The organism is Streptomyces ambofaciens ATCC 23877 (assembly GCF_001267885.1).
In the GTDB taxonomy this organism is placed as follows: Bacteria; Actinomycetota; Actinomycetes; order Streptomycetales; family Streptomycetaceae; genus Streptomyces; species Streptomyces ambofaciens.
Genome location: NZ_CP012382.1, coordinates 6768682 through 6787065, shown reverse-complemented (window position 1 = coordinate 6787065; position 18384 = coordinate 6768682). Strand labels below are relative to the sequence as shown.

Below are 18384 nucleotides of genomic sequence, written 5' to 3'. Positions count from 1 at the left end.
GCCGGAAGCCGGCACGGCTGGGAGAAGGTAACCGGGCCGCCGCCCGCCGGGCAAGGGATTAAGCCCTCGCCGTACCGGCCGGGGAGTCGGTGGGGCGCCGGGGCAGCAGGCCGACGGCCGCCAGCGGTACGGCGGCCAGGACCAGCCACGGGACGGCGGCCGGCAGCCCGCTGTCCAGCAGCAGACCGGTCGCGGAGCTGCCGGCCAGCACGATGAGCCCGGAGACGGAGGACAGCGCTCCCGTGTACAGCCCGAGCCGTCCGTCCTCCGCGAGGTCCGGCACCCAGGCGCGGGCGACGGGCGCGACGAGCATCTGCCCGAGGGTGAGCAGGACGACGAACCCGGCCGCGGGCAGCAGTCCGGCCGTACCCGTCCACCCGGCGGGCCGTGCGCCCGCGACGACGGCGAAACCGGCCGCGATCAGCGCCAGCCCCGCCACCATCGACCGGCGCGGCGCCAGCCGCTCCCCCGCCCACCGCGTCACCGGCAGCTGCGCGGTCACCACCAGCAGCGAGGACAGCGCGAACAGCCAGGCCAGCGGCGCCTGGGAACCCGCGGCGCGCTCCACCTCGGCGGGCAGGGCGAGGTAGAGCTGGTTGTAGGCGAGCAGATAGGCACCGTAGGCGCAGCACAGCGCGAGGAAACGCCGGTTGCGCAGCAGCAGGCGCGCCCCGCCCCTGACCCGGACCCGGGCCCGCCCGGGGATGTGCTGCGGCAGCAGCCACGCGTGCCCGGCGAGGACGAGCACGAAGACGCCGGCGCCGGCCAGGCACGCCGTGCGGAAGTCGACGGCCAGCAGCAGCGCCCCCAGCAGCGGCCCGACGAAGGCCCCGGCCTGCCCGGCGACGGTGAACAGCGCGAGCACCCGGGTCCGGTCGCCGCCGCTCTCCTCCTCCCAGGCGACGGCCTGCCGGGCCACCTCGGACTCGACGGCCGGCGAGAAGAGCGCGGCGGCGAACCCGATCAGCAGCACGGCCCCGAGGACGGCCCAGGTCCGCTCGGCGAACCCGAGCCACGCGAACCCGGCGATCCGCAGCACGCACCCGGCGAGGACGACCGGCCGGATGCCGTACCGGTCGGCCAGCGCGCCGCCGACCACGAACAGCCCCTGCTGGCTGAAGGTCCGCAGCCCCAGCACGAGACCGACCAGCCAGCCCGCCATGCCGATGCCCTGCCCCAGGTGCTCGGAGAGGAAGGGGAGGACGGCGAAGAAGCCGATGTTGAAGGCCAGTTGGGTGAGGATCAGCAGCCGGAGCAGCGGCGGGAGCGGGGCCGCACGCCGGGAGGCCCTTCGGGTCCGGGCGGTGAACAGCGAGGTCATCGTGCGGCGGCCGGTTCCTTCTCCGTCACGACGGGCTCTTCGGCGGCCTGCGCGGCGGTGCGTCGGGACCGGCGTCGCGGGCCGCGGAGCCCGCCCGCGGCACTGACGGCCAGCGCGCCGAGCAGGGCGAGGACGGCCGCCGGGGCGAGGACGGCCCAGGGGGCGCGCTCGGCGTAGGGCTGGTTCTCGGCGAGGAGCAGGCCCCACTCCGGGGACGGCGGCTGGGCGCCCAGGCCGAGGAAGCCGAGCGAGGCGAGCGCGAGGGCGACACCGGGCAGCCTCAGGAGGGCGTGACGCAGGACGGGGGGCAGCACGGCGGGCAGCAGTTCGCGGCGCAGCAGGTACCAGCGCCCGGCGCCCAGACCCCGGGTGGCCGTGATGTGCAGGGTGGCGCGTTCCTGCCGCAGCAGCGCCGAGGTGTGCGCGGCGAGCGGCGCCCAGGCGACGGCCCCCACGGCGAGCGCGGGGGTGGCCGCCCCGCTGCCGGCGACGGCCGTGACGAGGAGAGCGGCGAGCACGGGCGGTACGGCGTTGACGGTGTCGACGAGCGGCCCGGACACCCGGGGCACGAGTCCGAGGAGGACCCCCGCGAGCAGCGCGGCGGCGCTGATCGCGGCGGCGAGGAGCAGGGTGTCCAGCGCCCCGTGGCCGACGCGGGCGAGCAGGTCGCGGCCGAGGGCGTCGGTACCGAAGGGGTGGTCGAGGGAGGGTGCGAGCAGCCTCTCCCCGGTGTCGAGGGCGAGCGGGTCACGGGTCAGCCCGAGCCCGACCACGGCGGCCAGGACGGCGCCGTGGAGCAGCGGCAGCAGTCCGCCGGCGGGCGGGGCGGGCCGGTGCAGGGAGGACAGGGCGCCGTCGCGCAGGGCGGGACCGGTGAGCAGGCGGGCGGCGACGCGGGTGGCGCCGGTCGCGAGCGCCGCGAGGAGGACCAGGGCGAGGGTGCCGGCCTGGAGGACCGGCAGGTCCTGGGCGAGGGCGGCCTGGAGGGTGGTGCGGCCGAGCCCGGGAATGTCGAAGACCTGCTCGACGGCGACGGCACCGCCGGTCAGCCCGACGACGAACAGCCCGAGGTTGGGCAGCAGCGCGGGCACACACCGGCGCAGCGCCTGCCGTGCGATGCGCCGCCCGGTCAGCCCCCGGGCGGCGGCGGCCAGGGCCCATGGTTCACCGAACGCGCCGGGCAGCAGGTCGTCGAGCAGCCGACCGATCACGGCCCCGGCGGGCAGCCCGAGCGCGAGCGCCGGCAGCACGGTCCACTGGAGTCCGTACCATCCCAGCGCGGGCAGCCACCCCAGCTGCACCCCGACGACGGTGGCCAGCACGGAGGCGACGAGGAACTCGGGCAGCGAGGCGAGCACGGCGGAGGCGGTGCCGCCGGACCGCCGCCCGCCGAGCCGCCGGCGGGCGCCCAGCCTGAGCGTACGGGCGCAGACGAGTGCGGCGGTGAGCGCGGCGACGACGAGCGCGACGGCCATGAGCAGCAGGGACGCGCCGAGCGCCCGGAGCACGCCGGGCAGGACCTCGGTACCGGAGATCCACGACGTCCCCGCGTCGCCGTGCGCGAGCCCACCGAGCCACTGGGTGAGGGCGTGCGCCGGGCCCCCGTCGAGCCCGAGCTGTGCCCGGATGCCGGCGAGTACCTCGGGCGTGGGTTCCCGCTCGGCGGAGCGCGCCTTGAGGACGGTGTGGGCGGGGTCGGTGTGGCTGAGCCAGGGCAGCAGGCCGACCCCGCACACCAGCCCGGCCGCGAGCACGAACCGCCACACGGCGGTGGCCACCTGCTGCCGCACGGTTCAGCGCCGGGTGCCGGTGCCGACGAGGGTGCGCTCGTACGGGTCGAGGATCACGCCCTGTACGGAGCTTCCGACGCCGGTGATGATCCGCTGGTGGACGAGCGGCACGACGGCGTCGCTGCCGAGGATGCGGGCCTCGGCGGCCATGGCGGCGTCCTGCCGCTTCGCGGGGTCGGCGATCTTCTCGGCGTCGGCCACGGCGGAGTCGACGCCCTTGTCGCAGAGCTGGGCGATGTTGAAGCCGCCGTCGCAGGTGTAGTCGCCGGCGAGGACGGCGACGGGGTCGCCGGTGTCGAGGAGGGTGTTGCGGGCGAGGACGAAGGCGTCGAACTTCCCGTCCAGCGCGTCCCCCTCCAGCCGCGAGTACTCGCGCACGGTGAGCTTCACCTCGAAGCCGGCCTTTTCCAACTGCTGCTTGACCACCTGGGCCACCTCGGGCAGCTCGGGCCGGTTGTCGTAGGTGGCGAGGGTGATGGTCTCCCCGGCCGCCTTCCCGGCCGCCGCGCGTCCCACGGGCCGGGTCCGCTTCCCCTCGGCCCAGGTCACGGCGGGCCCGTAGATCCCGGCGGCGGGGTCGGCGTACCCCTCGTACACGTCCTCGGCGAAAACGGAGGTGTCGACGGCGGCCCGGGCGGCGGCCCGCAGCTTCGCGTCCTCGAAGGTCCCGGACTCCGCGTTGAGCAGCAGGCTGGTGGTCCGGGTGGTGGCGGTGTCGCGCCGGGTCTCCTTCTCGAGCGTCGCCGCCTGGGCCACCGGAACGGCCTCGGCGATGTCGATCTCGCCGGTGCGCAGGGCGTTGGCGCGGGCGGTGCCGTCGGCGATGAAGCGGGTGTCGACCCCGGAGGCCTGGGCGCGTCCGCCCCAGTAGTCGTCGAACCGGTCGAGGGAGGCCGAGCCGGCGCCGTTGACCTTGGTCAGCTCGAAGGGTCCGGTGGCGGTGCCGACGGGGTCGACGTGCCCGCTCTTCCCGTACGCCTTCGCGGAGAGGACGGCGAGGCTCGGGCTGGAGAGCCGCAGCGGCAGCACGGGGTCGGGCTCGGCGGTGGTGATCCGGACCACCCGCTCGCCTGCGGCCTCGGCGCTGAGGGTGACACCGGCGAGGGCGGCGGGCGCGGGCTCGGCGTCGGCGGCGTGGGTGAGGGAGGCGGCGACGGCGGCCGGGGTGACCTCGCCGCCGTCCTGGAAGGTGGCGTCGCGGAGGGTGAACTCCCAGGTCTTCTCCCCGTCCCTGCGCCAGGACTCGGCGAGGGCGGGGGCGGCGGAGCCGTTGGCGTCCAGCGCGGTGAGGCCCTCGGTGACGGCGAGGCGGCTGAGGAGGGTGGCGTCGGCGCCGTAGGGCGAGAGGTTCTCGGCGGGCGGGAAGGCGAGGGCCACGCGGAGGCGGGAACCCTCGCCCTCGTCGCCGGAGCCGGAGTCGTCACCACCGCCCGAGGCGAAGCAGCTCGATATGAGCGGCACGAGCAGGAACGGGGCGAGCAGCCGGGAGCGGCGGTGGAAACGCATGGTCCTCGGATCGATCGACGTCGAGCGGGTCGGGCGGGGTGACGGCACCGAGCGGAGCCTACATGACAATCATTTCCATGACGTGAGGGCCCCTGCTGATCGGCTTCACGCCATCGGCACGTCGAAGTGCACGATCCCCTGCCCGCCGCCGGCGTCCTCGCGCTCGTCGTGCACGACCTTGGCGAGCGACCGCCAGAAGGGTTCGGCGCCGGTGACGGCCGGGTCGGTGTGCAGGTACACGGCCCGGTATCCGCCGTCGGCGGCGGCGAAGGCGAGCAACTCGTCGACGAGCCGGCGCGCCAGCCCGCGCCGCCGGTGCTCGGGCCGCACGTAGACGCGGCGCAGCTGTGCGGTCACGCCGGACGGGTAGCGCTCGGCGACGTGCCGGGGGTTCGGGGGGTGTGCGGGGCCGCGCGAGTCGAGGGCGGCGGTGGCGACGACCTCGCCACCCGCGTCCTCGGCGACGAGGAGGGTGTGCCGCTCGGGGGTCAGATAGGCCCCCGCCAGGTCGATGACGTCACCGTGCCAGCGGGGCACGTACCCGGTGCCGAAGTCGCGGTAGACGGTGTCGAGCATGACGGCTCGTGCGGCGTCCAGGTCGGCGGGGGTGGCGGTCCTGATGGTGTAGTCGGTGGTGCGCACTTGCACATCGTACGCAATAACGGGAACCGGCTGATCAGCGAGCACCGGTATGGGCGGCGTCCGACCGCCGCCCCAGGATGACAAGCCGCTGCGGGCGTCATCGGACAACCTGCCGGTGAGTTCGACCCATGGGGAGGCTACGATCCGGATCAACGCGGCCGGCGGGTCTCAGGAACCCATCCCTTGCGATGGGCCCTTCGGTCCCGGGGACCTTGGTGCTGATCACACCGGGTGCCTGGGAACGGGCCCTGTGCTTGCACAGGGTGGCGGAGGGGTACAGCGGTCCGCCGGTACTGGGGCGGCTAAAAGATCAAGGTGAGGCTCGTCGGCGGTACGCACCGTTCAACGCGATGGTGGTCCACATCCAGAAGCCGGGGGCGCGTTACGTTCTGTCTTCCTCGGAATGGGAGTCGACGTACCGGCGGGTGCTCAAGCCCGGTGCCCAACCGCTGCTGATCTTCCAGCCCCGCGGACCGTACATGCTCGTCTACGACGTCGGGGACACCGAAGCCCTGCCGGGGGCCCTGCCTCTGCCCAAGGCGATCACGGCCCCGGTCTCGGTGATCGCCCGAGTCAGCGAGAAGGAGCTTGCGGATGTCTGGCATCACACCCGGATGAACCTCGCCCCCCTCGGCATCCGGCTCACTCTCGTCGACCACGGGGCGTCGGCGCCTGCGGGCGCACGTACCGCAGCAGGTCCGGCGGGTTCGTCGACCGCCCCGGGAGTAGGCCTGGTGACCGGCAAGAGAAGTATCCGACGTTGTTCGAGATCGAGGTGAACCGGAACCTGCCTCCGCTGGACCGGTACGCCACACTTGCCCACGAACTCGGCCACCTGTTCTGCGGGCACCTGGGCCCTGGCCCTGAGGACGCCTGGCCCGACCGACTCTCCCACAGGCCCGCGGAGGACCATGCGCGTAACGAGGTCGAGGCCGAGTCCATCGCCTACATGGTCCTCAAGCGTCTGGACCCGACTGTCCGGATGGGCGACTACATCACCGGGCACCTCGGTCCCGGCCGACAGGTCCCCGAGACCGTCGCCCTCAACCTCACGTTCAAGGCCGCCGGCTTGATCATCGACATGGGCAAGAGGCGCATCTCTGCCTCCAGACTTCGGAAGCCCAAGAAGTGATTAGCCGTCAAGTTCGAGTTCTTCGCCGCGTACTTCGAGGTTCAGGAGAAGGCAGGCGAACACGACGTGTCCCTCAGTCCCGACGGCCCCGCCGAGCTCGAGGGCTTCGGTGACGGCGTCGGCGGTGCGACGGACGCCGAGAGGCGGCGTCCGCCGTGCGGCTTGGCGGATGATCCGCCGAGAGGAAGGGCTGTACGACATCTGACACGACCGGGGCCCAGTGCGACGCGCGCATTGGGCCCCGGTCGTCGTGCGAAGCAAGTTCAGCGCTCGGCAGCCATCCGCAGGAAGTCGTCCCACGCTTCAGGGCCGAAGGCGAGCTTGGCCACTGCGGGCTGCTTTGAGTCCCTGACGATGAAAGCTCCGGAGACGGCGGCAACCTCAATGCACTCGCCACCATTGCCCGTGCTGTAGCTGCTCTTCACCCAAGCGGCCTCGGGCACAGCCGCCTTGCTGTGCTGCACGCTCATGTGTCTCCCATCAGTTGCTCGATGAACGCCACTGACTCGCTCGGTGTCAGCGCCTGTGATCGGAGGATGCCATAGCGCGCTTCAAGCGTCCGCACGTACGTGGCGTCGGTATAGAGGCGGCTGTGGTCCTGCACTTCCGCGTACGCGAGGCGCTGCCCTTTGTCTGTGTCGATCAACGAGAAGGGACCGCCCAATGCGGCGTTGTCCTCACGGTCGATCGGCATGACCTGCACCTCCACGTTCCTGGACTGGCCCGTGACGAGGATCTGTTCCAGCGTCTCACGCATGACCTTTGGACCACCGACAGGCCTGCGCAGCACCGCTTCCTCGATCACGAAGCTCATCAAGGGAGCGGGGCGTCGGCAGAAGATCTCCTGCCGCACCATGCGCGCCTCAAGCCTCTGCTCGATCACGTCGTCCTCCAGCAAGGGCCTTTGCATGTGGAAGACGGCGCGGGCGTAGTCCTCCGTCTGCAACAAACCCGGCACGGCGTACACCGCGTACACGTTCAGCGCTGTGGCCCTGGCCTCTAGCCGCGCCATGTCCCTGAAGAAGGCCGGATACTGAGCCTTGCCCACCTCCTCCTTCAGCGCCACAAGCACCCCACCCGCCCCCAGCACCTCATCCGCCTTCTCGATGAACCGGGCCTGTGGGATCCGCCTCCCCTGCTCGATCGACGCCACCGTGTCCGCCGAGTAGCCGAGCCTCTTGCCGAACTCGGCCCGTTCCAGTCCCGCCCGGGTCCGCAGCAGCTTCAGTTGTCGCCCGAAGGCGGTCACCACTCCCGTCCCCGGCTCGTCCTCCGGCCGTTGCTGCCGCTGCGGCGTTTCCTCGTCGTTCACCTCGGTCACTGCCCTGCCCACTCCCCTCTTCCAGCGCACCTCACCTGAGATCACGCTAGGCCACAGCCCGCAACCGGGAGTAGCGGTTCGCGAGCCGGTCACCCTTCGCGGTGAGGGGGTAGGAGCAGCCTCAAACCCGAGCGGCGACCGACTCCGTGAAGCGGACCATTGCCCGGTGATACGTGGCCCTCTCCGGGTTCGGGAACCGGACGTTGTGGCGGTGATAGCGGTGGAAGGCGATGATCAGCGCCGCGTGCTCGATCTCGAGGGGGAGGATCGAGCGGTCCACCGTGGTGAGGGGGCGAATTTTCTCGTATCCCTCGAGCAGGGCGTGGAGACGCTCGGTGTCCAGAAGGCCGGCCTCGTCCTGGGCGAGACCGACGGCTGCCATGCCGAGGTCGAGCAGGGGATCGTCGAGGGAGACCGTCTCCCAGTCCAGGACGGACAGGCCGCCGTCGTCACGGACGATGACGTTGTCGTCGAAGAGGTCTCCGTGGATCAGGCAGGGCGCTCGGTGGCTGTCGGCCTCGGCGCCACGAACTCGGTCGAGCCGGGACGTCAGCCACCGGGCGAACTCGTGGTCCGCGAAGCCGGGGACCGACGCGAGGTGCTCGGCGGAGAGACGGCGGGAGCCGATGGGGACGTCGTTCAGGCCTTCGGCGTCGGACGGAAGCTCGTGAAGGCGGGCGAGGAGGCTGCCGGCCTCGGGAAGGAGGGCGAGGGGCAGGGGCTGCTCGACCGTACCGGCGATCCACCTCTTCAGGACGAGGAGGCGGTCGTCGCTTGGGACGATGAGTGATCCATCCGTAGCGGGGACGATCTCGCTGGTCGGCAGGCCGAGCCGGTGGAGGGCTCGGGTGTGGCGGGCGAGGGTGTTCGCGGTGTCCTCGTCGTGGTTGTCGAGGGAGGTCAGCACGTACTCGCCCTGGTCGCAGGCGAGGCGGAAGCTGGAGTTCGCGGCGCCGCCCGAGAGCACGGTGAGGGACACGCCCGTCAGTCCGTACCCGTCGGCAACGCTGGAGAGGTCGATCTGGTCCGCTGTGGTGTAGTGCGCCACCTGGTTCAGGCTCCTTGCTGTGCTGCCGACTCGTGTCGGCGGTCCTCGACGAGGCCGACCCAGCGTGCCCGCACCTGAGGGACACTGTCCAGCCACTCTGCGCGCGGAAGGTCGGAAGGTGGTTCCTCGTCGGCCATCAGATAGGTCAGTTCGGCGAGGTAGGCGAACTCGACGCCGTTGACGCAGTCCTCCATCAGGCGCTCCCGGGCCCGGGCGAGCGCTTCAGGGGCGCCGTTCACGAGTGCATGCAGGCATTCGGCGAAGCGAATATAGGCGACCGACGAGGTCAGTCCCGCCTCCACGGCCTCCACCGCCACGGCCTCGGCGCGCTCCGGCAGGTCCGGCGCGATGCCCGCGTCCCTCACCAAGGCTGCGATGAGGGTCTGCGTTTCGGCCCATCGGATCGACACGCCCGCGAGCAGGTCCTCGGCCCGCGCGATCTGCTCAGCCGCGCGCGGGCGGTCCTGGAAGGCCGCGGCGAAGGCGAGACAGGCCTGCGACAGGGCGGCTTCGCCGACCTGCCCGGTGGCCAGTGCCTGATCGCGGCCGGCCGCATAGGCGGAGCAGGCCAAGGCGATGGATCCCTGAGGCCACCAGAGGTCACCGAGTACGCGGTCCTGGCGGCCTTCCGTGCCCAGGTGCAGTGCCGCCTCCCTGGCCTGCGGGAAGTCACCGATGCGGCGGGCCAGGTGGATCAGCCCCCGGCGGGCAGTCGCGGCGAGGCGGCCTCCCCGTTCCGCGACGCGCTGCATGCCGTTCAGCGACTCCTGAAAGTGGCCCAGGTCCCGGTCGCACTCGGCCAGGAAGTAGCGCGGCAGCTCGTCCAGACTCGGCGGCAGGACTCCGGCCCGCAGGACGTCGCGGAGTTGCTGTGCCGTGCTGCCCCGGTGCCGGCGCTGGCGCTGGGCGATGGCCGAGAGGGTCGTGGCGAGTGCTTGGGCCGGAGTGGGGGACGCCCCTGACAGGACAGCCGCCGGCGGCTCGACGGGCTCCCAGACGAAGTCGTCGACGTACTGGAAGGCTGCGTCCTCGAGCCAACCGAGCGGGAGATCGAACTGATGGGCCAGGGTGAGGCCTTGGCGGAGTGCGGACACCAGGCGCCCGCGGTGGGACTTGTCCTCCTGTCCGAGGGCCACGAAGGCGCGTCGCGCAGCGCGCTGCCAGTCGGCGGAGGTCCACCGGTCGTCGCTGGTCGAGTCCGCCTCGCGGACCGTGTCCCGGACCAGGGCGTGCAGGCGGTAGGGCCATGGCGCACCGGGGTCGTGATCGACGAACGGCCTGTCCACCAGGCTCTGGGCCGGAGCGTCGTGGTCAAAGCCTGCGGCCGCCGAGGCGAGCGGCACGGAGAAGGTGTCCAGGAGGCTGACGGACCGCACGACTCGTCGGACGTCCGGAGGCAGGTCACGGAAGGTCCGGGCGACCAGGGCGGGGAAGTCGAGGTTGAAGTCGTGCACGGAGGGAGCGTTCCCCGAGCGGCGGTACAGATCAAGGAAGCGCATCGCCGCGAGGTCGAGGTAGAGCGGCAGTCCGTGCGAGTTCGCCGTGATCAGTCGGCGGGTCGCGTCGTCCATCATCGGACGGCCGTCACGTGTCAGGCGCTGGGACAGATAGGTTTCGCAGTCTCCCGCGGACAAGTATCCGACGGTGTGCTGTCGGGGTTCACGCGTCGCACCGCCGACGAGCTGGGGCCAGCACTCGGGCCCTGCCCAGTCGAGTTGGCCCTCCAGCAGCGGATCGTCCCACTGGAGGCGATTGCGGCCCGTGACGATGAACAGGGCGTTGGGCATCAACCACACCAACCGCTGGACAAGGCGCTCCAGATCCCGGTGCACCCGGTCTCCCACGTCCTCGAACGTGTCCAGCAGCACCACCAGGGTTGCCCGGTGCTTGGCGGGCAGGCACGCCAGGTCCCACGCGAGGAGGTGCGGATAGTAGCTGAGTGCGTCCTGGTCGGGAGTGGCCTCCAGCAGGTCCGCGAAGCGACTGCACTCCGCGAGCGCCCGGATCCTGTGCTGTCGTTCTCTCAGCGCCCGGACGACCGTCCTCAGCCCGTGGCCGACCACCTGACCCACCGTGCCGGGAAGCGCCACCGCCTGCGCCACGTCCGCCAGCGCCGACTGCATCTGTGCCGACAGGTTCCGCGCTCCCGGAAGAGAGCTCAGTCGGGTGCGGCGACGGACGTACTCCTCGAGCGGTTCACCGGGATGGTTGTGTTCCCAGTACCGCTGGAGAGCCAGGTCGAACGTCGGCATCGGCTGCCCGATCTCGGCCGCGGCCAGTCGGACGGCCAGGATCAGGGACTCGAGATCGACGCCCGAGTCGCGCGACAGGTCCACCCGCACCGGCACGACGGGGCCGAGGCTCTCGTCGAGCGGCGGCCAGTGTCCCTGGACCGGCAGGTCCCCGGTGAGATGCTGCGCCACGCACCGGGACAACGTCGACTTGCCGATGCCGCCGACACCGTAGAACGTCAGCACATTGCGGCGGGGCGTCTCAAGGTCCTGCACATCGAAGCCATCGGCGCGCACTTCCGGGACGAGGTGGGCAAGGCTCCGCGCCACCGAGTCCCACTCGTCACGCCTGTCGGCGAAGTAGTCGACCGCCTTGACTTCACGATCGTTCGAGCGGAACAACGCCCTCAGATCCGACTGGCTCACCAGCGCCCCCCTTTGTCGACAACGGTGCCAGAAGAGCAGCCGACCTGAATAAGCGTCAAGTCGCCTTGGGAGCAGACAGACAGTTCCGGAACGCGCTCATGGTGGAGTGCTGGGCGGTACCACCTCGGAACCACGACCCAGTACCGCCTCGTACAGCGCCCGCACCCGCCCCGTACGGAGGGTAGACGTCAGCGCGTCACCACTGGTCACGCTGGGCCACGGGCCGCCACCGTGAGTGCATGACCACAAAGCGATCACCCCACACGGTGCACGAGTTCACGATGTGTTTCAGCTCCACCCCGCGCGGGGCCCGTCTGGCCCGGCGGCTGTGCGGGCACCGGCTCGATGCGTGGGGCGTCCCGTACGGCAGTGACGCGCACGACGTCGTCACGCTCGTCGCGTCGGAGCTGTGCGCCAACGCCGTACGGCACGGGCATGTCGCCGGACGTGACTTCCACCTGCTCCTGACCGCCGACCCGGTGGCCGGCACCGTACGGATCGAGGTGAGCGACACACGCGGGGAACGTCTCCCCCGCCTTTCCGCCGGCGTACCGGAGGACGGCGACGGCGGCCGGGGGTTGCTTCTCGTCGAGGCTCTGGCCGACCGCTGGGGATGCGGGCCCCGTTCCTCGGGCGGCCCCGGCAAGACGGTCTGGGCGGAGTGCACCGCACCCGGCCTGACCTGATCTTGTAGCTCCCCGGGCGATGCGGATTGCGGTCCGTCTTCACGACCGCGGACGTCGATCGTCTGACGCGCGCGGCACATCGGATTCACCAGCTGGGCGACTCTCCCCTCTTGCGACCGTCCACCGCGCTCGCCGTCGATGCCATCAGCCAGGCGTAGGGGCCGTCGCTCCCGTCGTCGAACGTTCAGCGCACCTCAACAGTCTTCGCATCACGGACCGGCCGGCGGCCCGTGCCCCGTCGTGCGCCCCCTCCCCGGCCGCGGCTCGAAGACCTGACGGCAGTGAGACACGGCAAGGGGGCGTTGTGTTCAGACTATTGACAGTGCATTGCACGGGCTTTACGTTCCGCCCATCTGAGAGCGCTCTCAGAAACTCCCCCTGTCACGACTTGAGGTGACACATGCCAGCCCCACGCACCAGACCGGCAACCGTTCTGCTGCTGGCCTCGGCCCTCGCCGTCGTCGGTCTCGGCCCGGCCGCCGCGCCGGCGTCCGCCGCCACCGTCCCCGTAGGCTCCGGCAGTTACTCCGACACCCGGCCACCCGGCACATCGGGTCCCACCACCAACACGGGAGCACCGGTCACGCCCAAGGTGACCGCGGCCGCCCGGAACCGGCCCGTGCCCACCAACGACTGGTGGTCCTCCCTCGCCTTCCAGCGCTACGGGGACAACCCGTACTCGACCCCCATGTACGGGCACCCCCTCACCTACCAGGCCACGGCCGGCGGGCTCGACGTCGGCTACCCGACGTCCCCCGCGATCGTCGGTGACGGCCGTCAGTACGAGTACGCCCACAAGCGCGACCTCACCATCGGACTGACCGGCCTCAACTCCCCCGACACCAAGGCCGACGACTGGTCCGACTGGACGGTCACGCCCTACTGGTCCGACGGTGCCCGCACGCTGCGCACCACCATCGGGCACGGTTCCCCGTTCGTGTACGCCAAGGGCTCCGGCGGCAACGCCCAGGTCACCACCGCCGGCGCACCCACCGTCTTCGCCGACCAGGGCAACGTGCTCGGCATCACCGTCGCCGGGCACCACTACGCCCTCTTCGCCCCGACCGGCAGCGACTGGAACGTCGCCGGGTCCACCGTCACCGCGGGTCTGGGGTCCAAGGACTACTTCTCCGTGGCCGTACTGCCCTCCACCGGCGCGCTGGCGACGTTCAAGAAGTACGCCTACAGCTTCGTCACGGGCTCCAAGGTGACCTGGGGCTACTCCGCGGGCGCCTCCAGGGCCACCTACACCCTCACCACCGAGGCGAAGGAGGGCACCGAGCGCGGCACGCTCCAGGCTCTCTACCGCCACCAGTGGCTGCACACCACGGACCCCCTCACCTCCTACACGTACGTCTCGCCGCGCGGCACCATGAAGGTCCGGGAGTCGGCCTCCTTCACCACCAGCCAGAAGGCGTCGGCGGTGCTGCCCGCGCTGCCGAAGTCGAACGGCGTGGACGCCGCCCGGTTGCGCGGATACCTCAACGAGGTCGTGAACGCCGCCGACCCCTTCTCCGGGGCCGCCGACACCTACTGGACCGGCAAGGCCCTCGGACGCCTCGCCCAACTCGTGCCGGTGGCCGAGCAGATCGGCGAGACAGGTGTCCGTGACCGGCTGCTCGGCCTGTTGAAGGGCAGACTCCAGGACTGGTTCACGGCGGGAGGCGCGAACGAGTTCAGCTACGACAAGGACTGGAAGACCCTCACCGGCTACCCCGCCTCCTACGGCAGCGACACCGAACTCAACGACCACCACTTCCACTACGGCTACTACGTCTACGCGGCGGCGATCGTCGCCCAGTACGACCAGGCCTGGGCCGCCGACTCCGCCTGGGGCGGCATGGTCGAGACGCTGGTGCGGGACACCGCCAACCCCAGCCGCACCGACACCGCCTACCCCTTCCTGCGCGGTTTCGACGTCTACGCGGGCCACAGCTGGGCCTCCGGTCACCAGGGCTTCGCGGCCGGCAACAACCAGGAGTCCTCCTCGGAGTCCACCAACCTCAGCGCGGCCCTGGTCCTGTGGGGTTCCGCCACCGGTGACACCGCACTGCGCGACCTCGGCACCTTCCTCCTGACCACCGAGTCGGAGTCGATCGCCCAGTACTGGTTCGACGCCGACGAGCAGGTCTTCCCGTCCTCCTTCGGCCACGACACGGCCGGCATGGTGTGGGGCAGCGGCGCCGCCTACTCCACCTGGTGGACCGCCAACCCCGAGGAGATCCACGGCATCAACGTCCTGCCCGTGACCGGCGGATCGCTCCACCTCGGCGGAGCGAAGGCCGCGATCCGGCGCAACATCGCCGAGATGGAGCGGGAGAACGGCGGCCCGGCCGTCGAATGGCGCGACATCCTCTGGGAGTTCCAGTCCTTCGCCGACCCCGGCGCGGCCAAGGCGAAGTGGGACGCGGGGCACGCGGGCTACACCCCGGAGCAGGGGGAGTCCAAGGCGCACACCTATCACTGGATCAACACCCTCGACGCCCTCGGCGCCCCGGATGCCACCGTCACCGGGGACATCCCCACCTCCGCGGTCTTCACCAAGGGAACGACCCGGACCTACGCGGCCCACAACCACGGAGCGACGGCCCGCACGGTGACCTTCTCCGACGGCAAGACCCTCTCCGTACCGGCCCGTTCCACCGCGACCGGCACCGGGTCGGGTTCGACGGACCCCGACCCCGATCCGGAGCCGCCCACCGGCAACACCTTCCAGCTGCGCGGCGGCGGCGTCCTGACCACGGCGACCGGGGGCACGGCCGGCAGCGACACGATCGCCTCCGGCGGCGGCGCCAACCACGACGGCACCCCCTACCAGCCCCTCGTCTACGAGGTGCGTGACGTCAACGGCACGCTCACCCCGGGCGCCTCGACCGCCTTCCGGCTCCAGGTGGACGCGGGTACCGCGGTCGGGCTGGGTCAACAGGCCCGCGTCAGCTACGACTTCACCGGCGACGGCAGCTACGACCGGACCGAGACGTACCACTACTTCGCGACCGACCCGGTCACCGGATGGGAGGAGTACACCCAGGCACGCGGCCTGAAGGCGTCCACGGGCACACCGGCCGACCTCGACGGTGGCACCGTACGCCTCGAGGTGTGGAGCGCCATCGGCAACGGCGCCGCCAGGCTCCAGACGGGCACGGACAAGTCCGTGCTGGTGATCCCCTACAGCTGAACCCTGGTAGGCGGGCAGGCCGCAACCCGGGGACGACCGCTCCCCGGGTTGCGGCATGCCAAAAGCGCTCGGGCGGAGCTCGGAAGCTACCTGCCCCGAGAGCCCTCCACCCCGAGGGCGCCGAGCAGCATGGGGAGCGAGGCGTGCAGCTCGCGCTCCCAGTACGGCCAGGCGTGGGTGCCCGGGCCGTAGAAGTGGGTGGTCACCTTCCTCGCCCCCACGCGCTTCAGCTCTGCGGCCAGCGCCTGGTTCTGCCGGTGGAAGTCGGCCTCCAGGGCGTTCGAGCTCCCCGGTGGGTCGAGCGGACCCGCCGTCCCGTCGCCGCAGGACAGGTACACCGGGATCGACCTGAGGCGCTCGGCGAGGTGGAAGGGGTCGTGGGCCCGCCAGACGCGGCGTTGCTCGACCGGGTCGCCCCAGACGCGGAGCGGGTCGTCGCCCTGGCCGGCGAAGAAACCCATGATGCGGTCGACCGACTCCTCGTCGAGGAGTGGGTGCGCGGAGCCCGAGTAGGCGGCTGTGGCCCGGAACATGCCCGGGTGGCGGGCGGCGTAGAGGAGGGCGCCCTGGCCTCCCATCGACAGGCCGGCGACGACGCGGTTGCCACCGGCGCCCCAGTCGCGTTCCAGGAGGCGGCGCAGCTCGACCGTGTGGAAGGTCTCCCAGGCCGGGTCGCCGCCCTTGCCGTGGTTCCACCAGTCGCTGTACCAGCCGTTCCAGCCGGCCTCCGGCATGACGACCAGCACGTCCCGCAGGCTGTCGGTCTCCGCCACGTCCGTCATGCTCGTCCACGACGTGTAGTCGCCGCAGCAGCCGTGCAGGAGCCACAGGGTCGGCCAGTGCTGTCGGCGCCGCTCGTGCGGGTTCCAGCCGTCGGGGGTGAGGAGTCGGACCTCGACCGTCCGGCCGCCCAGGGCCGTCGACCGTACCGACAGGTCGACCTGTCGCTCCGCGACCTGGGTGACGGCCACGACTTCGGCGCCGGGACGGGCGGTGCCCGGCGGCCCCGCGGCCAGTGCCGGGGCGGCCGGCGCAAGGGTGGCCAGCAGTACGGCCAGGACCAGGAGGATCCTGGCTCCGAGCGGGGTCGGGACGGTCGGCACGTGCGCGATCACGGCGGCTCCCTGGGGTGGGTTGCTGGTCGTCGCGGTGTGGTGCGGGCTTCTACGGCGGGCCTGGTCGTGAGGTCCTGGTTCCGCTCTCCTGTGGGCGGGCCTCGTCGTCAGTTCCTGGTTCGGCTCTACTGTCCGCGGGCCTCGTCGTCATTTCTCGCCTCCGCTCTACATGACCGCGGGCCTCGTCGTCATTTCTCGCCTCCGCTCTACTGTCCGCGGGCCTGGTCGTCAGTTCTCGCCTCCGCCCAGCTGTCCGCGGAGCTCGTCGTCAGTTCTCGTCTCCGCTCCCGCGGCCGCGGGGAAGGATCAGCAAGGCGTCGCCGACGGGGCGTTCGCCCGCGGCGTCCGACGGGGTGTTGACCACCTCGCCGTGCGTCACCATGGTCGTCGAGCCGCCGCCGTCCAGGTTGACCGCGTCGCGCAGTCCCAGTGACCTCGCCACCCGGGCGCTCTCGTCGATGCTGAGTCCGAGGGAGCCCGTGCCGCGTCCGTCGGCGGTGACGAGGACGGTGCGGCCGGCGGCGTCCACGCCGGCCAGCGTGCGCGGGTTGCGCTTGTGGACCCAGCCGTAGTACCAGCTCGGGTCGTCCGGGTGGACCATGCCGTCGGTGGCGGGGGTGACGTGGAGCCGGCCGTCGCGGACGAGTTCGGGCCCGGCGTTCACGACGTCCGTCCGGGGCGAGGGGGTGACATCGCGACCTCGTTCGTCGAGCAGGGTGGTGCGGACGCGCAGGCGGCCGCCCACCTGCGCGAGTTCGGTCAGGTCGGCGACGCGTCGGCCGGTCGCCTGGACGGAGCCGCCGCCGGGCGGGAGGGTGCCGCCTCGTGGTGAACGCAGTTCCACGACCCTGTCGTGAGCGTCCAGCACGGCTTCCAGGCCCTCGCCCTGTGGTGTGCCGCCGCCGTACTCGGGCGTGAACGCGACCAGTTCGTCGGAGTTGGTGCAGGTCACGTCATGCAGCGGGAGCGAGGTGGGGGCGTCGCTCCCGGTGCCCCCACAGTTTCGGATCAGGCCCGGGACACGGTTCACCCCGTTCAGCCGGAGGGTGGTGGCACGGCCGGTGACCCGGCCCCGCCAGGTGAGGCGCGTGACCGCCGTGCGCCGGCCGTCGGCGTGGACCACGAGGCTCGGACGGCCGGCGACGGGTTCGCTCAGAAGGCGCCCGTCGTACACGCCCACGCCCGCCGGGTCGCCCGGTGCGCCCGCCTTGGGGTCGAGGACGAAGAAGCCGCCGTTGACCGCCGCGGTGGCGCCGGACGACGTCGCGAGTGCGCTGGTCGTCTCCCGGTCCTCCAGGTCGGGACCGTACGACGCGCCCAGGCTGCCGCGGAACGTGCGCGGGTCGATGGTGAGCACGTCGACGTGCCACGGGCCGCGGTCCGTGGCAGCGCCGTCCCAGCCGGTGTGGACGGCCGAGCCCATGTGGCCGGCCGTCCGCAGGCGGGTGCGTTCGGACGTCGCGGCGGACTGCGAGTCGTACGTACCGACCCGGACACGCCAACCGAGTTCACCGCCGGCGTAGTCGGCCGTCCTCGGCGTCGTCACCTGCTCCACCCGGGCCCGGAAGCCGTCCCGGCCCAGCTCGGCGGCCAGTTCGTCGGCGCTCGCCCGGTCCTTGAGGACGGTGGGCGGTGCGTCGGGGTCGGGCGAGGTGCCGCCGCCCGGGATGGTGACCTCGACCGTCCAGTGCAGTGCGGGATCGGCGGCGTCACCGCGCACGATGCGGGTCAGGGTGACGCCCGGCTGGAGCGTCGTGGTGTTGCGGGTCTCGGGGAGGCCGGCGGGGCCCAGGGGCAGCGCGTGCCGGTCCGGCCCGGGCGCCGGGGGCGAGGCCTGCGCCGGTGCCGCACCCACCGTGGCCAGGACTACGAGGACGGCCACCGCACCGCACAGTCTCTTCTTCATCTGCACCACCTGGATCGAGGGCCGGGATCGAGGGCCGGGGACGAACACGCGTCATCCTCTCCGCTCTCGGCCGACACAGAAA

Annotated in this window: 14 protein-coding genes; 4 read left to right on the top strand and 10 right to left on the bottom strand. The window is 71.8% G+C overall.

What is annotated here, in order from left to right; genetic code table 11:
- Positions 1 to 58: 58 nt before the first annotated feature.
- The 4 genes from SAM23877_RS29895 to SAM23877_RS29880 all read right to left on the bottom strand — a co-directional run bounded on the left by SAM23877_RS29895 (position 59) and on the right by SAM23877_RS29880 (position 5259).
- Positions 59 to 1321 (bottom strand): MDR family MFS transporter, encoded by a 1263-nt coding sequence (locus SAM23877_RS29895; protein WP_053139774.1) that lies wholly within the window; start codon positions 1319 to 1321, stop codon positions 59 to 61.
- Entirely contained in the window at positions 1318 to 3111 is a 1794-nt protein-coding gene (locus SAM23877_RS29890) for an ABC transporter permease subunit (RefSeq protein ID WP_053139773.1), read from the bottom strand. Before SAM23877_RS29890 ends, SAM23877_RS29895 begins: the two co-directional genes overlap by 4 nt.
- 3 nt (positions 3112 to 3114) lie before the next feature.
- Positions 3115 to 4617 carry an ABC transporter substrate-binding protein gene (locus SAM23877_RS29885; RefSeq protein WP_053139771.1) on the bottom strand — a complete coding sequence of 501 codons (1503 nt, stop codon included), beginning with the start codon at positions 4615 to 4617 and terminating at the stop codon, positions 3115 to 3117.
- Positions 4618 to 4722: 105 nt separating this feature from the next.
- Complete coding sequence (locus SAM23877_RS29880) at positions 4723 to 5259, bottom strand: GNAT family N-acetyltransferase (RefSeq protein ID WP_053139770.1); 537 nt, start codon at positions 5257 to 5259, stop codon at positions 4723 to 4725.
- Between the two features lie 350 nt (positions 5260 to 5609).
- Here SAM23877_RS29880 and SAM23877_RS39740 point away from each other — a divergent pair, with 350 nt between their 5' ends.
- Both SAM23877_RS39740 and SAM23877_RS39735 read left to right on the top strand, forming a co-directional pair.
- A complete protein-coding gene (locus SAM23877_RS39740) occupies positions 5610 to 6038 on the top strand; it encodes a hypothetical protein (RefSeq protein WP_053139768.1) in 429 nt (142 codons plus the stop codon).
- A complete protein-coding gene (locus SAM23877_RS39735) occupies positions 6020 to 6391 on the top strand; it encodes an ImmA/IrrE family metallo-endopeptidase (protein WP_053139766.1) in 372 nt (123 codons plus the stop codon). The genes SAM23877_RS39740 and SAM23877_RS39735 overlap by 19 nt, the downstream gene beginning before the upstream one ends.
- Before the next feature lie 263 nt (positions 6392 to 6654).
- Here SAM23877_RS39735 and SAM23877_RS29860 read toward each other — a convergent pair whose 3' ends face one another.
- From SAM23877_RS29860 to SAM23877_RS29845, 4 genes are all read right to left on the bottom strand, one after another.
- Positions 6655 to 6861, bottom strand: coding sequence for a DUF397 domain-containing protein (locus tag SAM23877_RS29860; protein ID WP_053139763.1), 207 nt, complete (start codon positions 6859 to 6861; stop codon positions 6655 to 6657).
- Positions 6858 to 7712, bottom strand: coding sequence for a helix-turn-helix domain-containing protein (locus tag SAM23877_RS29855; protein WP_425314770.1), 855 nt, complete (start codon positions 7710 to 7712; stop codon positions 6858 to 6860). Before SAM23877_RS29855 ends, SAM23877_RS29860 begins: the two co-directional genes overlap by 4 nt.
- A gap of 121 nt (positions 7713 to 7833) precedes the next feature.
- On the bottom strand, positions 7834 to 8760 hold the full coding sequence (locus tag SAM23877_RS29850; RefSeq protein WP_053139761.1) for a phosphotransferase: 927 nt from the start codon (positions 8758 to 8760) through the stop codon (positions 7834 to 7836).
- A 5-nt stretch (positions 8761 to 8765) separates the two neighbouring features.
- Complete coding sequence (locus tag SAM23877_RS29845; protein WP_053139759.1) at positions 8766 to 11417, bottom strand: hypothetical protein; 2652 nt, start codon at positions 11415 to 11417, stop codon at positions 8766 to 8768.
- Between the two features lie 239 nt (positions 11418 to 11656).
- Between SAM23877_RS29845 and SAM23877_RS29840 the strand changes: the two genes are divergently transcribed.
- Positions 11657 to 12103 carry an ATP-binding protein gene (locus tag SAM23877_RS29840; protein ID WP_053139758.1) on the top strand — a complete coding sequence of 149 codons (447 nt, stop codon included), beginning with the start codon at positions 11657 to 11659 and terminating at the stop codon, positions 12101 to 12103.
- Between the two features lie 400 nt (positions 12104 to 12503).
- Positions 12504 to 15281 (top strand): glycosyl hydrolase, encoded by a 2778-nt coding sequence (locus SAM23877_RS29835; protein ID WP_053139756.1) that lies wholly within the window; start codon positions 12504 to 12506, stop codon positions 15279 to 15281.
- An 86-nt stretch (positions 15282 to 15367) separates the two neighbouring features.
- On the opposite strand, the gene SAM23877_RS29830 is transcribed toward SAM23877_RS29835, so the two are convergent.
- Complete coding sequence (locus SAM23877_RS29830) at positions 15368 to 16396, bottom strand: alpha/beta hydrolase (protein WP_053139754.1); 1029 nt, start codon at positions 16394 to 16396, stop codon at positions 15368 to 15370.
- 268 nt (positions 16397 to 16664) lie between these two features.
- Positions 16665 to 18302 (bottom strand): phosphodiester glycosidase family protein, encoded by a 1638-nt coding sequence (locus SAM23877_RS29825; RefSeq protein WP_053139752.1) that lies wholly within the window; start codon positions 18300 to 18302, stop codon positions 16665 to 16667.
- Positions 18303 to 18384 lie beyond the last annotated feature (82 nt).